Source organism: Cupriavidus sp. HMR-1 (genome assembly GCF_000319775.1).
In the GTDB taxonomy this organism is placed as follows: Bacteria; Pseudomonadota; Gammaproteobacteria; order Burkholderiales; family Burkholderiaceae; genus Cupriavidus; species Cupriavidus metallidurans.
The window spans coordinates 12,266-28,958 of sequence record NZ_ANKP01000103.1; the positions used below are offsets into that span (position 1 = coordinate 12,266).

Annotated in this window: 12 protein-coding genes; 4 read left to right on the plus strand and 8 right to left on the minus strand. The window is 65.3% G+C overall.

Going from position 1 to position 16,693, the window contains the following annotated elements; all coding sequences use genetic code 11:
- Positions 1-4: 4 nt before the first annotated feature.
- Together hemDX and hemC are read right to left on the minus strand one after the other, a co-directional pair.
- The gene (hemDX, locus tag D769_RS14750; RefSeq protein WP_008646289.1) at positions 5-2,086 is read right to left on the minus strand and encodes a fused uroporphyrinogen-III synthase HemD/membrane protein HemX; all 2,082 of its coding nucleotides are present in this window, start codon (positions 2,084-2,086) and stop codon (positions 5-7) included.
- A 10-nt stretch (positions 2,087-2,096) separates the two neighbouring features.
- Positions 2,097-3,101 (minus strand): hydroxymethylbilane synthase, encoded by a 1,005-nt coding sequence (gene hemC / locus D769_RS14755; protein ID WP_040011062.1) that lies wholly within the window; start codon positions 3,099-3,101, stop codon positions 2,097-2,099.
- A 124-nt stretch (positions 3,102-3,225) separates the two neighbouring features.
- Here hemC and ppc point away from each other — a divergent pair, with 124 nt between their 5' ends.
- The 4 genes from ppc (at position 3,226) to D769_RS14775 (ending at position 10,367) form a co-directional block, all read left to right on the plus strand.
- The gene (gene ppc, locus D769_RS14760) at positions 3,226-6,255 is read left to right on the plus strand and encodes a phosphoenolpyruvate carboxylase (protein ID WP_008646291.1); all 3,030 of its coding nucleotides are present in this window, start codon (positions 3,226-3,228) and stop codon (positions 6,253-6,255) included.
- A 228-nt stretch (positions 6,256-6,483) separates the two neighbouring features.
- A complete protein-coding gene (gene argH, locus D769_RS14765; RefSeq protein WP_008646292.1) occupies positions 6,484-7,893 on the plus strand; it encodes an argininosuccinate lyase in 1,410 nt (469 codons plus the stop codon).
- A gap of 207 nt (positions 7,894-8,100) precedes the next feature.
- The gene (locus D769_RS14770) at positions 8,101-8,643 is read left to right on the plus strand and encodes a TRAP transporter small permease subunit (RefSeq protein ID WP_008646293.1); all 543 of its coding nucleotides are present in this window, start codon (positions 8,101-8,103) and stop codon (positions 8,641-8,643) included.
- On the plus strand, positions 8,643-10,367 hold the full coding sequence (locus D769_RS14775; protein ID WP_008646294.1) for a TRAP transporter large permease subunit: 1,725 nt from the start codon (positions 8,643-8,645) through the stop codon (positions 10,365-10,367). Before D769_RS14770 ends, D769_RS14775 begins: the two co-directional genes overlap by 1 nt.
- Before the next feature lie 129 nt (positions 10,368-10,496).
- Here the strand turns inward: D769_RS14775 and D769_RS14780 are convergent, their stop codons facing one another.
- The 6 genes from D769_RS14780 to D769_RS14805 all read right to left on the minus strand — a co-directional run bounded on the left by D769_RS14780 (position 10,497) and on the right by D769_RS14805 (position 16,627).
- Positions 10,497-12,761 carry an arginine/lysine/ornithine decarboxylase gene (locus D769_RS14780; protein ID WP_008646295.1) on the minus strand — a complete coding sequence of 755 codons (2,265 nt, stop codon included), beginning with the start codon at positions 12,759-12,761 and terminating at the stop codon, positions 10,497-10,499.
- Positions 12,762-12,920: 159 nt separating this feature from the next.
- On the minus strand, positions 12,921-13,487 hold the full coding sequence (gene dcd, locus D769_RS14785; RefSeq protein ID WP_008646296.1) for a dCTP deaminase: 567 nt from the start codon (positions 13,485-13,487) through the stop codon (positions 12,921-12,923).
- Positions 13,488-13,610: 123 nt separating this feature from the next.
- Positions 13,611-14,447, minus strand: a complete 837-nt coding sequence (locus D769_RS14790) for a formate dehydrogenase accessory sulfurtransferase FdhD (protein ID WP_008646297.1) — start codon at positions 14,445-14,447, stop codon at positions 13,611-13,613.
- 62 nt (positions 14,448-14,509) lie between these two features.
- Positions 14,510-15,085 (minus strand): superoxide dismutase family protein, encoded by a 576-nt coding sequence (locus D769_RS14795; RefSeq protein ID WP_008646302.1) that lies wholly within the window; start codon positions 15,083-15,085, stop codon positions 14,510-14,512.
- Positions 15,086-15,180: 95 nt separating this feature from the next.
- Entirely contained in the window at positions 15,181-16,374 is a 1,194-nt protein-coding gene (locus tag D769_RS14800; RefSeq protein ID WP_040011063.1) for a formate dehydrogenase subunit gamma, read from the minus strand.
- Positions 16,375-16,393: 19 nt separating this feature from the next.
- Positions 16,394-16,627, minus strand: coding sequence for a hypothetical protein (locus tag D769_RS14805; protein ID WP_011517331.1), 234 nt, complete (start codon positions 16,625-16,627; stop codon positions 16,394-16,396).
- Positions 16,628-16,693 lie beyond the last annotated feature (66 nt).

A 16,693-nucleotide genomic window follows, 5' to 3' on the forward strand; every position in this document is an offset into this window, starting at 1 on the left:
ACGGCTATTCCTTCTTCAGGGCGTGCAGTGCGCCGAGGCTCTCCGCCATGGTCGGCAGGGATACCGTCACCGCGCTGGCCTGGGCCTGCTTGAGCATCGTCAGCACGCCCTGCACGCGGCGCGAACGGGTATCGCAATAGCGCGCGATCATGCCCTGCGCGGCGGCGAGATCGTTCCGGAAGACGGGTTCGTTGCGCGACAGTAGCGCCAGCCGCGCGTTGAGCAGGCGCAGCTTGATGTTCTCGCGCAGGAACCAGCCCTGGTCACCCGAGAGCAGCAGCGCGTTGGTGTCATCTACCTTGCGCACGCGGATCACCTGACCAAGCTCGTCAAGCACGTACGTCCACAGTCGCGACACGATATTGCCACCCGCCGCGCTGGCCGCCGCGGGCGTCGAGGCCCCCTTCGGCGCGGCCGGTGCCGGCTTGTTGCCCTCGCCCGGCGTGCGGTCAAGCATCCGCTCGCCCGACAGCAGCGGCAGTGAATCGATCTGGTTGATCGCCTCGTCAAGCTTGATCGCCGCCCCGGTCAGGTCGGTATCCGGCACGGCCTTCATCCGGCCGATATCCCGCGCAATGGCGCGGCGAAGCTGGTTGTATTGCGGCTTGTCCGAACGCGCCAGGCGCGCATCTGCGCTTTGCAGCGCGGCCAGCGCCACCTGCACGTTGCCGGTGAGTTGAAGCTGCTGGCCGGCGTTGGTCAGCAACTGCTGGATTTCGGCGATTTCCCAGTCGTCGCGGTTGCGCATCAGGTCCTGATAGACCTGTTCCAGCGCGGCCTGCTTGTCGCGCGTCTCCGTGATTTGGCCGTCGAGCGCACCGACCTTGCCCTGCAACGCCTTGACCGTCTCCTGCGCATCGCGCGACAGCACCCGCGTTTCCTGCACGAGCGTGTCCGCGCTCTGCTGGCGGCGCGCCAGTTCCTGGGTCAGATGCTCGACCCGCATCTGCAACCACCAGAAGCCCCCGGCAACGGCGACCACCAGCACGGCGGCAAGCAGCCACCATGGATTCATTCGGCGCGCGGGTGCCACAAATGCGCCGGACATGCCGGAACTACCGGGGTTACCGCCCGGATTCGGCGAGGGGGACGTGGTGTCTGTCGTCACGCGTTCGACTTTGGTTGACGTGGGTTCCTTGGGTGCCATTGGCGCCGGTGTCGGCTCCGGTTCCGGCTGCACGACCACCGGAGCGGGTGCAGGCGATACGGGGGCGGGCGCTGGCGTGGCCGGCCCAGCATAGGCTTCACCCCATTGCGTGCATGCGGCCAGCAGCCCGGCATCTCCGGGCGCGGCGGGCAGCACGTGGGCAAATCCCAGCGACTGAGCCTGCGCGGCAATTCTCGCATGTGGTGCGATGCACTGCATCTGCTTCAGACGTTCGTGTTCCTGAGGCGACAGATGCAAACGCACCAGCCCGTCCAGGTTGCGCACGGCTTCCGAACTGGTCAGCAGCCACGCGTACGGCGGCGCATCGGGCTTGAGGCTGTCGCGCACGGCCTGCCATTGCATGCCGCTCGGCTCGGGCAGGGTGCGGCTGTAGGCTTCCACGGCTTCGACGGTCGCGCCGGCGTCGCTCAGACGATCGGCTAGCCATTCGCGCCCGCCGCTGCCCCGGATGATCAGGACCTTGCGGTCGGCAAACGCGCCCGGCGAGGTGTCGAGTTCGGACCAGAGCGCCTCTGAATCGAAGCGCGCTGCGTCGCCGGTCGTGTCATTGCCCTGAGCGCCAGCAGGCGCGATCACACGATACGCGGGCGGGGCGATACCCCGTTCCGCCAACGCGACCACGCTCGATGGCCCCACCACGGCCACCGGCACGCTTTCCGGCCACCGGGCTCCGCCCGGAGCGTTCTGGACCTGGGCAAGGGTGTCCAGTCCGTAGGACACCGCGTTCGGGCTCACGAACACCACCAGCGCGTAGTCCTGGATCCGGCCAAGCGCGGCGCGCAGCGGCACGTCATCGGCCGCGGGCCCGATCGCCAGCAGCGGGAAACTGAGCACGTCGAGACCCGCAGCCTGCAACGCTTCGGTCAGTTGCCGGGACTGCCCGGCGGGTCGTGTTACTACGACGGTCGGGCGAGGCATCGCGGGTTCCTCAAACAGGTCCGGCGGTGGGGTCCGTGGAAAGCGCGGCCAGCACGCCGTCCGCGCCCTGGGCCAGCAGATCGCCGGCGACGGCGGTTCCGATCGCTTCGGCGTCGGCTACCGTAGCGACGGGTCCCGTGGCATGGGCACGCACCTGACGCGAACCGTCGGGCAGCGCCACGAAGGCGTCGAGTTGAAGACTGGCGTCACGCCAGCGCGCGTGCGCGGCCAGCGGCACCTGGCACGAGCCGCCCAGGCGGCGCGAGACGGCCCGTTCGGCCGATACGGCGAGCAGCGTGGGCAGATGGTTCAGCGGCGCCAGCCATTCGGCCAGTTCGGGACGATCCGCACGGATCTCGATGCCCAGAGCGCCCTGCCCGGCCGCCGGCAGCGAGCTTTCCGGCGCGATCAGCGCGCGGATGCGATCGCCCAGGCCCAGGCGCTTGAGCCCGGCCGCGGCCAGAATGATGGCGCCGTACTCGCCACGGTCCAGCTTGCCCAGGCGCGTATCCAGATTTCCCCGGAGCGGCTTGATCACCAGATGCGGAAAGCGGCTGCGCAGCGCGGCTTCGCGGCGCAGGCTCGAAGTGCCCACCACGGTTCCGGCCGGCATCTCTTCGAGCGAGGCGAATTGCGCCGAAACCAGCGCATCGCGCGGGTCCTCGCGCTCCATCACCGCCGTCAGCGTGAAGCCTTCGGGCAGCTCCATCGGCACATCCTTGAGCGAGTGAACGGCCAGGTCGGCGCGTCCCTCGGCCATGGCGACCTCCAGCTCCTTCACGAACAGGCCCTTGCCGCCTACCTTGGACAGGGTCCTATCGAGAATTTGATCACCCCTTGTCGTCATGCCCAGAATGGACACATCGCAGGAGGGATAGTATTGTTGCAACGCAGCACGAACATGTTCAGCCTGCCACATCGCCAGCCGGCTTTCGCGCGAGGCGATGACCAGCTTGTGCGGCATGCTGCTTGACACTGCAGCGGACGAAGAAGACGGATTGGCGGGTGCTTGCATCCGCGCATGTTAGCACGCAGGCTGGTAGCCTCAGGCCCCTGATAAGCCGTAAAAGTACGATCCGGCAAGGCTTTGCGGCCGGTCAATATAGAAAAGCTACGAAGCGATAAAGAGGAGATTGTTGATGACGCAGCCTGCTGCGCGCCCCACCGGCCGTTCACGCTCTACCGGCCGCAAGTCTGTTACGCCAGCCTCAGGCCAGCTTGACCCCGAAGGCGCATCCCCCAAGACCCCGAAAGCCACGAAACCCCGCACCAAAGCGGCAGCCAGGCCAAAGCTCGCGGTCGTGACCGCCGAGGGCGCCGCCGCGGCTGCCGCGGCCACAACTGCCCCCGCCCGCCGCACCGCCGACAAGGACCTGCCGCTGCGCGAGGACATCCGCTTCCTCGGCCGCCTGCTGGGCGACTGTGTGCGCGAGCAGGAAGGCGATGCCGCCTTCGACCTGGTCGAGACGATTCGCCAGACCGCCGTGCGCTTCCGGCGCGAGAACGACCGCGCCGCCGGCACCGAACTCGACCGCCTGCTGAAACGCCTGTCGCGCGACCAGACCAATTCGGTGGTGCGCGCCTTCAGCTACTTCTCGCATCTGGCCAATATCGCCGAAGACCAGCACCACAACCGCCGCCGCCGGGTGCACGCACTGGCCGGATCGCCCCCGCAGCCGGGCAGCCTGGCGCGTGCGCTGCAGGCCATTGATGCCGCCGGTGTGACTGGCAAGAAACTTCGCGAATTCCTCGACGACGCATTGATCGTGCCGGTGCTGACCGCGCACCCGACCGAAGTCCAGCGCAAGAGCATCCTGGACGCGGAGCGCGAGATCGCCCGCCTGCTGGCCGAGCGCGACCTGCCGATGACCGCCCGCGAGCGCGACCACAACACGGCCCAGCTCCGCGCGCGCGTGACCACGCTGTGGCAGACCCGCATGTTGCGGAACACGCGCTTGATGGTGGTCGATGAAATCGAGAACGCGCTTTCGTACTACCGCACCACGTTCCTCCAGGGTATTCCGCGCCTGATGGCCGAACTGGAAGAGGACATCGCCGAAGTCTTCCCGCGCCGTTCCAAGACCGGCGCCACGCCCGCGCCGCTGGCGCCGTTCCTGCAGATGGGCTCGTGGATCGGCGGCGACCGCGACGGCAACCCCAACGTCACGGCCGAGACGCTCGAGCACGCGGCGCGCCAGCAAGCCACCCTGCTGTTCGACTGGTACCTCGATGAACTGCACGCGCTGGGCGCCGAGCTGCCGCTCTCGTCGCTGATGGTCGATGCCAGCCCCGAACTGCTGGCATTGGCCGAAGCCTCGCCGGACCACTCCGAGCATCGTGCGGACGAGCCCTACCGCCGCGCGCTGATCGGAATGTATGCGCGCCTGGCGGCCACCTCGCAGTTGCTGACTGGCCATGTCGCGCAACGCCATCCGGTGGCCGACGTCGCCCCCTACGAGAACGCCGAAGCATTCGCGGCCGACGTGCAGATCGTGGTCGATTCGCTACGCACCCATCATGGCGAGGCGCTGGCCCGCGGCCGCGTCGACGCGCTGGTGCGCGCGATCGCGGTCTTCGGCTTCCACCTGGCTTCGATCGACATGCGCCAGGTATCTGACGTGCACGAGGCCGTGATCGCCGAACTGTTCGCGACAGCCGGCATCGAGTCCGACTACGCTGCGCTGCCAGAAGCACGCAAGCTGGAACTGCTGCTGGCCGAACTGCGCCAGCCGCGCCTGCTGACGCTGCCGTGGCACGACTACACGGAGCAGACACGCAGCGAACTGGCAATCTTCGCGATGGCCCGCGACCTGCGCGCCCGCTATGGCGCCCGCATCGCCCGCAACTACATCATCTCGCACACCGAGACGCTGTCCGACCTCATCGAAGTGATGCTGCTGCAGAAGGAAGCCGGCATGTTGCGCGGCACGCTGGGCAGCAAGACCGATCCGGCGCGCATGGAGCTGATGGTCATCCCGCTGTTCGAAACCATCGAGGATTTGCGCAATGCGGCCGGCATCATGGAGTCGCTGCTGGATCTGCCGGGCTTCGATTCGGTGATCGCCCACCATGGCGTCGAGCAGGAAGTGATGCTCGGCTATTCGGATTCGAACAAGGACGGCGGTTTCCTGACGTCGAACTGGGAGCTCTACAAGGCCGAACTGGCACTGGTGAAGCTGTTCGAGGAACGCCGCGTGAAGCTGCGCCTGTTCCATGGCCGGGGCGGCACGGTGGGTCGCGGCGGTGGCCCGACCTATCAGGCCATCCTGTCGCAGCCACCCGGCACCGTGAACGGCCAGATCCGCCTGACGGAACAGGGCGAAATCATCAACAGCAAGTTCGCGAATGCCGAGATCGGCCGGCGCAACCTGGAAACGGTGATCGCTGCCACGCTGGAAGCATCGCTGCTGCCCACCCAGAACGCGCCGAAGGACCTGGCGACGTTCGAAGGCGTCATGCAGCAGCTGTCCGACCATGCGTTCTCCGCGTACCGTGACCTGGTCTACGAGACCCCGGGCTTCAAGGACTACTTCTTCGCCACGACCCCGATCACCGAGATCGCGGACCTGAACCTCGGGTCGCGGCCGGCATCGCGCAAGCTGATGGACAAGAAGCACCGCCGCATCGAAGACCTGCGGGCGATTCCATGGGGCTTCTCGTGGGGCCAGTGCCGTCTGCTGCTGCCAGGCTGGTTCGGTTTCGGCAGTGCCGTGCAGGCCCTGCTGGACGCCGCGCCGGACGAAAAGTCGCGCAAGGCCACGGTGGCCACGCTGAAGCGGATGGTGAAGTCGTGGCCGTTCTTCAGCACGCTGCTATCGAACATGGATATGGTGCTGGCCAAGACCGACCTGGCCGTGGCGTCGCGCTACGCGGGGCTGTGCGAGGACACCGCGCTGCGCAAGGCCGTGTTCTCACGCATCAGCGCCGAATGGCACCTGACCAGTGACATGCTCGGGCTGATCACCGGCCGGCAGGAACGGCTGGCTGACAACCCGCTGCTGGCGCGCTCGATCAAGAACCGCTTTGCCTACCTGGATCCGCTGAACCACCTGCAGGTGGAACTGCTCAAGCGGTACCGGGCCGGCAAGGATGGCGACGACGTGCGCGTGCGACGCGGGATCCACCTGACGATCAACGGGGTGGCGGCCGGGTTGCGTAATAGCGGTTAATCCGTCACTGACATGTGCCGTATTCGCCGGTTTTCGCCCTTCTCTCGCAGGCGGGAGAAGGGGCGGGGGAGAGGGTGCGGCGGCCCTGAATGCGGCTAACGTGCCTTGCACGGCCTGCCCTCTCCCCTGACTCCTCTCCCACGTGCGGGAGAGGGGAACCGGTCCGCAGCAGTTCTGCCCGCCTCTGGCGATATAATCGCCGTTTCCGATTTTCCGCCCTGCCCCGCCATGACCTCCCAACTAGCCAAGAAAGGCGAAGCCTGGTCCGCCCGCTTCTCCGAACCGATGTCCGATCTGGTGAAGCGTTACACCGCGTCGGTCTTCTTCGACAAGCGCCTGGCGCTGTTCGATATCCAGGGCTCGCTGGCCCATGCGGCCATGCTGGCAAAGCAGGGCATCATCGCCGAAGCCGACCGCGCCGAGATCGAGCGCGGCATGACGCAGATCCGCGGTGAGATTGAGTCCGGCGCGTTCGAGTGGAAGCTGGACCTCGAAGACGTGCACCTGAACATCGAAGCGCGCCTGACCGCCCTGGTGGGCGACGCCGGCAAGCGCCTGCACACGGGCCGTTCGCGTAACGACCAGGTGGCAACCGACATCCGCCTGTGGCTGCGCAGCGAGATCGACAGCATCGTCGGCCTGCTGGGCGACCTGCGCGGCGCGCTGCTCGACCTGGCCGAGAAGAACGCCGACACGATCCTGCCCGGCTTCACCCACCTGCAGGTGGCCCAGCCGGTCACGTTCGGCCATCACCTCATGGCCTATGTGGAAATGTTTACGCGCGACGCCGAGCGCATGGCCGATTGCCGCCGCCGCGTGAATCGCCTGCCGCTGGGCGCCGCCGCGCTGGCCGGCACCAGCTATCCGATCGACCGCGAGTTCGTGGCCGCGCAACTGGGCTTTGACGGCGTGTGCCGCAACTCGCTCGACGCCGTGTCCGACCGCGACTTCGCGATCGAATTCCTGGCCGCCGCGTCGCTGATCATGACGCACGTCTCGCGCTTCTCTGAAGAACTGGTGATCTGGATGAGCCCGCGCGTCGGCTTCATCGACATCGCCGACCGCTTCTGCACCGGCAGCTCGATCATGCCGCAGAAGAAGAACCCCGACGTCCCCGAACTGGCCCGCGGCAAGACTGGCCGCGTGTACGGCCACCTGACCGGTCTGCTGACGCTGATGAAGGGCCAGCCGCTGGCGTACAACAAGGACAACCAGGAAGACAAGGAGCCGCTGTTCGATACGGTCGATACCGTGGTCGACACGTTGCGCATCTTCGCCGACATGGTGCCCGGCATCAGCGTCAAGCCGGACAACATGCGCGCCGCCGCACTGCAGGGCTACGCCACCGCCACCGACCTGGCCGATTACCTGGTCAAGCGCGGCCTGCCGTTCCGCGACGCGCACGAGGCCGTGGCCCACGCCGTGCGCGCCTGCGACGACCGCCACTGCGACCTGGCCGACCTGACCGTCGAGCAACTGCGCGAAGTCTCGGGTCTGGGCGACAAGGCCTCGCTGATTGGCGACGATGTACACAGCGTGCTGACGCTCGAAGGCTCGGTGGCATCGCGCAACCATATCGGCGGCACCGCGCCGGATCAGGTACGCGCCGCCATCGCCGCCGCACGCAAGGCGCTGTAAGTTTCGCGTAAGTCTTTGTCGTAAAAAAGCCGCTGTGCCGTCAGGCCAGCGGCTTTTTTGTTTCCAGCTTTCCTCGCCCGGCCAAGCGCGGGAAAGGGCAGAAAGAGAAGAGAACCCACGCCATGTCCGCCTGTTAGGACAATCCCCTAGCGCCCTTACAAATTGTGACAGATACACTATTTGGCGCAAAAACCGGGGAGACAACCCATGAATTACTTGCTTGGTCTGTCACGACAGATCGACAGGTTGAATCAGCATACGGGCAGGCTTGCAAACATCATGATCCTGCTGTCGTGTCTGATCAGCGCAGGTAACGCCCTGCTCCGCTACGGCTTTAACCTCAGCGACAACTGGCCACTGGAATTGCAGTGGTACATGTTTGCCATTGCCGTGATGTTCGGCGCGTCGTACACGTTCCAGCGCAATGAGCACGTGCGTGTGGATCTGATCTACGGCAGCGTGTCCGAGCGTGCGCAGCACTGGATCGACATCTTCGGCATCGTCGTTTTCCTGCTGCCCTCCACGATCCTGTTCACGTGGCTGTCGTGGGAATCGCTGTTCCTGCCTTCGTGGCGCATCCTCGAGCAATCGGGCAATTCGGGCGGCCTGCCCCGTTATCCGATCAAGCTCGTCGTGCCCATCGGCTTTGCCCTGCTCACGCTGCAGGGGATTTCCGAACTGATCAAGCGCTTCGCCGCCCTGCAGGGCCTGCTGCGCATCGAATCGAAATACGAAAGGCCGGTGCAATAATGATTCCATTGGAATATATGCCGCCGCTCATGTTCGGCGGCCTGGTGGTATTTATGCTGATCGGGTTCCCGGTCGCATTCTCGCTGTCGGCCGTAGGTCTGGCCTTCGGCTTCCTGGCCATCGAATGGGGCTACTTCCCCGTGCAGTTCCTGCAGGCCGTGCCGAGCCGCGTGTTCGGCAGCGTGCTGTCCAACGAACTGCTGCTCGCGATTCCGTTCTTCACCTTCATGGGCGCGATCCTGGAGAAATGCGGACTCGCGGAGGACATGCTCGACTCGATGGGTCAGTTGTTCGGCCCGGTTCGTGGCGGCCTGGGCTACTCGGTCATCATCGTCGGTTTCATTCTGGGTGCGATCACCGGCACGGTGGCGGCGCAGGTGATCGCCATGGCGATGATCTCGCTGCCCGTGATGATGCGCTACCGCTACAACATGAAGTACGCCACGGGCGTGCTGGCCGCATCGGGCACGATCACCCAGCTGGTGCCGCCGTCGCTGGTGCTGGTGGTGCTGGCCGACCAGCTGAAGACCCCGGCCGGTAGCGCCGACGTCGGCAGCATGTACCTGGGCGCCTGGGGCCCGTCGGTGATCCAGATCGCGCTGTTCGCGCTCTACACCTTCGTGCTGACCCGCATCAAGCCTGACTGGCTGCCGCCGGTACCGGAAGAAGCGCGCACGCTGCGCGGCTGGGCGCTGTGGCGCACCTGCCTGCGCGGCATCATCCCCTGCGCCGTGCTGATCTTCCTGGTGCTCGGCACGATCATGCTCGGCATCGCCACGCCGACCGAGTCCGGAGCGATGGGTGCGGTTGGCGCCCTGGTGCTAGCCGTGATCCGCGACAAGGGCTTCAACAAGATCGACCGCAACATCTATCGACTGGGCCTCTTGGCAACGCTGGTGGCCGCTGCGGTGGGCGTCTTCGCGTTCGGCTCCCATGCGTTCCGCATCCCGCTGGCGATTGCCTACCTTGTGGTGTTGTGGCTCCTGATCCGCGCCGGCCAGCTGACCGACCTGCGGCTGCTGATCGTGGATGCCTACCAGTCCACCGCGCGCATCACCGCCATGGTCGTGTTCATCCTGATCGGCTCCACCTGCTTCTCGGTGGTGTTCCAGGGCGTGGACGGCGGCGCATGGGTGGAGCACCTGTTCACCTCGCTACCGGGTGGCTGGATCGGCTTCCTGATCGTGGTGAACCTGTTCATCTTCTTCCTGGCGTTCTTCCTCGACTTCTTCGAGATCGCGTTCATCGTCGTGCCGATGCTGGCGCCGGTTGCGGTCAAGGTGCTGGCCCCGGTGGTAGCCGATTCGATGGGCGGCAACCCCGAAGCCGCCGCCACGGCCGCGCTGGTCTGGTTCGGCGTGATGCTGTGCGTGAACATGCAGACATCGTTCATGCACCCGCCGTTCGGCTTCGCGCTGTTCTACCTGCGCGGCATCGCCCCGAAGGAAGTCAAGAGCTCGGACATCTACTGGGGCGCCCTGCCGTGGGTGGGCCTGCAGCTCGTCATGGTGCTGCTGGTGATGTTCTGGCCGGGCATGGTGACTGGCCTGCTCGACAAGGGATCGCTCAAGCACAGTAATTCCGCCGAGGTCAGTATCCCGCTTGGCGGACAGGACGACGGCAAGCCCGGGGGGGCGTCCTCGCCCGGCACGCTGGAGTTGCCGAGCGGCGGCGACTCGAGTGAACCGGTGGCGCCTTCGTTCCAGTTCGAGAAGAGCAAGTAACTGGATTGAAGTGGGGCTGGAGGGTGATGCGCTGACCCTATCCCCACAGATCACGCAGGACACAAAAAAACCCCGGCCTCGCGGCACGGGGGTTTTTGTTTGGATCGAATGAAGCCTTGCTGTGAAGCCTTACTGCTTCACGCAATCCACGAAGTACGCCTTCTGGCCATCGACCTCGTCTTCGACCAGGCCGTGGATGTCGGTCTCGAAGCCCGGGAAGAGCTTGTTGAACTCGCGTGCAAACTTCAGGTACTTCACGATCGTGCGGTTGAAGCGCTCGCCCGGGATCAGCAGCGGAATGCCCGGCGGGTACGGCGTCAGCAGGATCGCAGTCACGCGGCCCTCCAGTTCGTCGACGGGCACACGCTCGATTTCGCGGTGCGCCATCATCGCCCAGGCATCCGACGGCTTCATCGCCGGTTCCATGTCCGACAGGTACATCTCGGTGGTCACGCGCGCCACATCGTTGGCCTTGTAGACGCTGTGGATCGCGTCGCACAGGTCGCGCAGGCCCAGTCGCTCGTACTGCGGGTGCTTGCCCACGAACTCGGGCAGCACGCGCCACAGCGGCTGGTTCTGGTCGTAGTCGTCCTTGAACTGCTGCAGCTCGGTCACCAGTGAGTTCCAGCGGCCCTTGGTGATGCCGATCGTGAACATGATGAAGAACGAGTACAGACCCGTCTTCTCGATGATGATGCCGTGCTCGGCCAGGTACTTCGTAACGATTGCCGCCGGGATGCCGCGCTCGCTGAACTCGCCGTCCACGTCGAGGCCCGGGGTGATGATCGTGGCCTTGATCGGATCCAGCAGGTTGAAACCATCGGCCAGATCGCCGAAGCCATGCCAGCGCTCGTTGGCCTTGAGCATCCACTCTTCGCGGTCAGGAATGCCATCTTCGGCCAGCGCGTCCGGGCCCCACACCTTGAACCACCAGTCGCCATTGTTGGCGACGTCGTAGTCGGCTTCCACCTTGCGCACGGCACGGCGGAAGTCCAGCGCTTCCTGGATGCTTTCCTCGACCAGCGCGGTGCCGCCCGGCGCTTCCATCATCGCTGCGGCCACGTCGCACGAGGCAATGATCGAGTACTGCGGGCTCGTCGAGGTGTGCATCAGATACGCCTCGTTGAAGCGGTAGCGATCCAGCTTGCGCGTTTCCGAATCCTGCACGAGGATCTGCGAGGCCTGCGACAGGCCAGCCAGCAGCTTGTGCGTGGACTGCGTGGCGAACACCAGCGCATCCTTGCTGCGCGGACGGTCACGGCCGATCGCGTGCATGTCGCGATAGAAATCGTGGAACGCCGCGTGCGGCAGCCAAGCCTCGTCGAAATGCAGCGTGTCGATTTCCGACGTCAGCATTTCCTTGATCTGCTCGGCGTTGTACAGCACGCCGTCGTACGTACCCTGCGTGATCGTCAGGATGCGCGGCTTCTGGTTCTTCGCCTTGCTCGCGAACGGATGGTTCTCGATCTTCCTGCGGATCGTCTCCGGGTCGAACTCGCTCTTCGGAATCGGGCCGATGATGCCGTAGTGGTTGCGCGTCGGCATCAGGAACACCGGAATTGCGCCCGTCATCATGATCGCGTGCAGGATCGACTTGTGGCAGTTACGGTCCACCACCACGATGTCGCCCGGCGCCACGTTGGCGTGCCAGACCATCTTGTTCGACGTCGACGTGCCGTTGGTCACGAAGAACATGTGGTCGGAATTGAAGATGCGCGCGGCGTTGCGCTCCGACGCCGCCACCGGGCCAGTGTGGTCCAGCAGCTGGCCAAGTTCCTCGACCGCGTTGCAGACGTCGGCGCGCAGCATGTTCTCGCCGAAGAACTGGTGGAACACCTGGCCCACCGGGCTCTTCAGGAACGCCACGCCGCCCGAGTGCCCCGGGCAGTGCCACGAGTACGAGCTGTCCTGCGCGTAGTCGATCAGCGCCTTGAAGAACGGCGGGGCCAGCGAATCCAGGTAGACCTTGGCTTCGCGGATGATGTGGCGCGCCACGAATTCGGGGGTGTCCTCGAACATGTGGATGAAGCCGTGCAGCTCGCGCAGGATGTCATTCGGAATATGGCGTGACGTGCGCGTCTCGCCATACAGGAAGATCGGCAGATCCGTGTTGCGACGACGCACTTCGGTCACGAACGCGCGCAGCTTCTCGATGGCGGCCGCTTCGGGCTGATCGTCGGCGCGCACGAACTCGTCGTCGTCGATCGACACGATGAACGTGGATGCCCGGCTGGACTGCTGGGCGAACGACGTCAAGTCGCCATAGCTGGTCAGACCCATCACTTCCATGCCTTCATTCTCGATGGCCTCGGCCAACGCGCGAATGCCCGAGCCGGAGATGTTCTCGGAGCGGAAGTCTTCATCGATGATGATGACGGGGAAGCGGAATTTCATCGGGCATCCTTGATGAGCGTGCTTGGAAAGAACTTGAGCCACATGGCCGGCGGGGATTTCCCCGCAAACGGCGGCATGTGGCTCTTTCGTCAGGTCTGGCGCCTGACCGGTTCATGGCCGGCGGCGCCCCCGGCGACGGACGCCGGCATTGTAATGCGATCAGGTCTTCGGCAGTGTGACACCCTGCTGGCCCTGGTACTTGCCACCACGGTCGGCGTACGAGGTCTCGCAGATTTCGTCGCTCTCGAAGAACAGCACCTGCGCACAACCTTCGCCGGCATAGATCTTGGCGGGCAGCGGCGTGGTGTTGGAGAACTCAAGCGTCACATAGCCTTCCCACTCGGGTTCGAACGGTGTCACGTTGACGATGATGCCGCAGCGGGCATAGGTGCTCTTGCCCAGGCAGATCGTCAGAACGCTGCGCGGAATCCGGAAGTATTCCATCGTGCGGGCCAGCGCGAACGAGTTCGGCGGGATGATGCAGACATCGCCCTTGAAGTCCACGAACGACTTCTCGTCGAAATTCTTCGGATCGACGATCGTGCTGTTGATGTTCGTGAAGATCTTGAATTCGTCGGCGCAGCGGATGTCGTAGCCGTAGCTCGACGTGCCGTAGGACACGATCTTGCGGCCGTCCGACTCCCGTACCTGGCCGGGCTCGAACGGTTCGATCATGCCGTGCTGCTCCGCCATGCGGCGGATCCACTTGTCGGATTTGATGCTCATAAAGGCGTGGGCGGATAAGTCGGGCGGCGGGCTGCCGCTGGATTGGGGCGCATTGTACAACCAATCGCTTCTGGCGCTCTTGTTCCGGCTTCTGTTGCGATCTGGTGCCGCGCAGCGGAATTCCTAGACCGCAGGCGCCAGCGTCTCGGCCGGTGTGTGGCGGAACCGCTCCCGCCCGGTGTAGAGCAGGAAATGCTTGCCGGTGCAGCGTGCGAATAGCGTCATTCCGACACGCTTGGCCATCTGGTAACCCATTTGCGTCACACCCGAACGCGATAACAGGAACGGAATGCCCATCTGGGCGCCCTTGATGACCATTTCCGACGTCAGTCGGCCCGTGGTGTAGAAAATCTTGTCGGCGCCGCTCATGTCCTCGAGCCACATCCACCCGGCGATGGCATCCACCGCGTTGTGGCGGCCCACGTCCTCGACGAAGGTCAGCAACTCGCTGCCCCGGAACAAGGCGCAGCCGTGAACCGAGCCGGCCTGCTTGTAGACCGATTGCTGAAGCCGGATGGTATCGACGATCGCGTACAGCGTTTCCTGGTCGAGCCGGGCGTCCGGGGGGAGCGCGATGGTGTCGACCTCGTCCATCAGCGAGCCGAACACCGTGCCCTGCCCGCAGCCCGTGGTCACCACGCGGCGCGCGGTGCGCTCCTCGATGCGATCGACCCCCGAACGGGTGGTCACGGCCACCGACTCGGTTTCCCAGTCCACCTGGACCGAAGCAATCTGCTCGATTGACTCAATCAGTCGCTGATTACGCAGATAACCCAGAACGAGATGCTCCGGCGCGCCGCCCAGCGTCATCAGCGTGACCAGCTCGCGCTTGTCCAGATAGACCGTCAACGGACGCTCGCCTGGCAGCCAGGCCGGACGTTCCCTGCCTTGCTCGTCGAGGACAGCCACCTCTTCGATCAGGGGTACGCTGGCATGGGTCAGTTCGGGGCGCAGGGACATGTGGGAGGCGGGCTGGCCCTTCCGAAGGTCGGGCCAGCTACAGCGGAAGCTATCTGGAGGGATCAGGAGGCGGCGATCACACCGCAGGCGATGCGGCCGCCCGAGTTGCCGGTGGGCTGGGTGCGATAGTCGTCGGCATCCTTGTGGACAACGACGGCGCGGCCAACCACGCTGTTCGGGCCAGGCGCCACGGTCACGTCCGGCATGATGAACTGGACGCGCGCGTTGCCGCTGGAGTCCGCCACGAGGTTGTTCATGTCGCCAGCATGATGATCGGGCATCGTCATCTGGCCGTGCGGCTTGCCCGCCGGGTTGAAGTGCCCACCCGCGCTCATCGCGTCGGGCGCGGAGCAGTCACCCTTCTCGTGGATATGGAAGCCATGCGTCGTGCCTGGCGGCAGACCGGTCACCGATACCACCACCATCACGCCACCGCCGGCCTGCTGGTCGAACGTGACGCGTCCCGCGGTATTCGTGCCGCTCTTGGGGCTCAGCGCCGCGGCGGCTTTCATGGACGCGCTGGTTGCCGCCGCGCCACTGCTGCTACTGCTGCTGGACGAACCCCAGCCCCAGCTCGAGCAACCCGCCACAGCCAGTGCGGCAGCGCCCATCGTCAAACCAAAAAGTACACGTTTCATGCCGAGCCTCCTCTTGCGGTTAAGAGCCCGGCGATTGTACGCCCGACCCGCACACGCGAGTGCCTCAAACTACAACCCCGTGCCAATGCGCATGATCAAGCCTGCCCCGGACGCTGGCGGCTACGGCCCGCGTCCTCCGGCGGTGTGGAACGCTGCGCGGGGATCTTGCCGGCCTTGATATCGTCGTACCAGTGCTCATGGTGCTCCTGGGCCCAGGCCTCGTCCACGTAGCCATCGCGCATGGCGCGGTAGGCGCCTTCCATGCCGATCGTGCCCATGTAGATATGGCCGCAGGCCAGCGCGATCATCAGCACCGCGGCGATCGCGTGGATGACGTTGGCGATCTGCATCGTGGCGCGGTAGTACTCCAGGCCCGGCACGATCATGTCGAGCACCCAGCCCGACGCAGACAGGATCAGTCCGAAACAGACCAGTCCGATCCAGAACCAGAGCTTTTCGCCGGCGTTGAAACGGTGACTCGGCACGTGGCTGCCCGTGAGCAGCCCCCCTGCCCGCGCGATCCACGTCAGGTCGTCGCGGCTGGGCAGGTTGTCGCGCACGAAGAGCACGAAGGCAACGACGATCGCGACCGTGAACACCGGCCCGCTCAGGTTATGCAGGTTCTTGAGGATGTACGTGAGCCATCCGAACAGCGTATGGCCGAAGATCGGCAGCAGGACGTGCTTGCCAAACAGGATCACGAGGCCCGAGATCGCCAGGATCGAGAACGAGATCGCCATGGTCCAGTGCACGATGCGTTCCAGCGGCGTGAAGCGTTCGATCAAACGGCCCGTGCGCGGGGTCTTGAGCGGAATCGTGCCTCGCCAGGCGAAGAACGCCAGGATCGCCAGCGGCACGACCACCACCAGCCAGCCACCCCACACCGTGATCACGCCATTGCGGAACAGGCGCCACTTCTGGCCCGTGCGCTGGATCAGCACACCGGCCTCCTTGGCAGGCAGGCTGCTGTAGTTCGGCTGGTCGGAGTTCACCTCGCGCCAGACCGGCGCATTGTTGCCCGGCTGCGTCTGCGAACGTTCCTGCTGCGCGCGCGCCTCGGCGGCCATGTCGCGGCGCGGCACATTGAAGATGTTCTCGCTCGCAATGCCCGCGAGCGGCTGCGCAGGGTGCGTGGCCGGGTTGTTCGCGTTATCGGACTGCGTGGCGGCCTGCGTGGCGGCCTGTTGCGCCTGCGGTGCCGATGCTGGCGCCTGCGCGAACGCGCCGGCCATCGCCAGCGTCATCAGCGCGCCGGCTAGCCACCGTCCTGTACGTGAAAGCCGCGTCATAAGCCCTCCTTGCCGGCGCTCACGGCGTCTTGTTGTACTCGTTCTGGTACTGGTTGCGCTCATGGATCTGGCGCACCCAGCTATCCCTGTCGCCCGGCGTCCATCCCTTGGCGACGAACGGATCGCCGGGGGCGCCCTGCCAGGCCGGCGTATCCGATTTCTTGAACGAAGCGGTCGATGTCTGCGCCTTCTCGCCGCAGCCGGCGATCAGCAGGCCCGCGAGGCTCAGGGCAATCAGCAGTGCGCGGTTCATGATGCGCCCCCCTCGCTGGCTGGCGCGGCGGGCGCGGTGGGTGCGCCACCCGGCGCCGCGGGCGGC

Bases quoted from the DNA above. Each gene is read 5' to 3' on its own strand.
- hemDX (WP_008646289.1), bottom strand. From the start codon at position 2,086: ATGCCTCGCCCGACCGTCGTAGTAACACGACCCGCCGGGCAGTCCCGG.
- hemC (WP_040011062.1), bottom strand. From the start codon at position 3,101: ATGCAAGCACCCGCCAATCCGTCTTCTTCGTCCGCTGCAGTGTCAAGC.
- ppc (WP_008646291.1), top strand. From the start codon at position 3,226: ATGACGCAGCCTGCTGCGCGCCCCACCGGCCGTTCACGCTCTACCGGC.
- argH (WP_008646292.1), top strand. From the start codon at position 6,484: ATGACCTCCCAACTAGCCAAGAAAGGCGAAGCCTGGTCCGCCCGCTTC.
- D769_RS14770 (WP_008646293.1), top strand. From the start codon at position 8,101: ATGAATTACTTGCTTGGTCTGTCACGACAGATCGACAGGTTGAATCAG.
- D769_RS14775 (WP_008646294.1), top strand. From the start codon at position 8,643: ATGATTCCATTGGAATATATGCCGCCGCTCATGTTCGGCGGCCTGGTG.
- D769_RS14780 (WP_008646295.1), bottom strand. From the start codon at position 12,761: ATGAAATTCCGCTTCCCCGTCATCATCATCGATGAAGACTTCCGCTCC.
- dcd (WP_008646296.1), bottom strand. From the start codon at position 13,487: ATGAGCATCAAATCCGACAAGTGGATCCGCCGCATGGCGGAGCAGCAC.
- D769_RS14790 (WP_008646297.1), bottom strand. From the start codon at position 14,447: ATGTCCCTGCGCCCCGAACTGACCCATGCCAGCGTACCCCTGATCGAA.
- D769_RS14795 (WP_008646302.1), bottom strand. From the start codon at position 15,085: ATGAAACGTGTACTTTTTGGTTTGACGATGGGCGCTGCCGCACTGGCT.
- D769_RS14800 (WP_040011063.1), bottom strand. From the start codon at position 16,374: ATGACGCGGCTTTCACGTACAGGACGGTGGCTAGCCGGCGCGCTGATG.
- D769_RS14805 (WP_011517331.1), bottom strand. From the start codon at position 16,627: ATGAACCGCGCACTGCTGATTGCCCTGAGCCTCGCGGGCCTGCTGATC.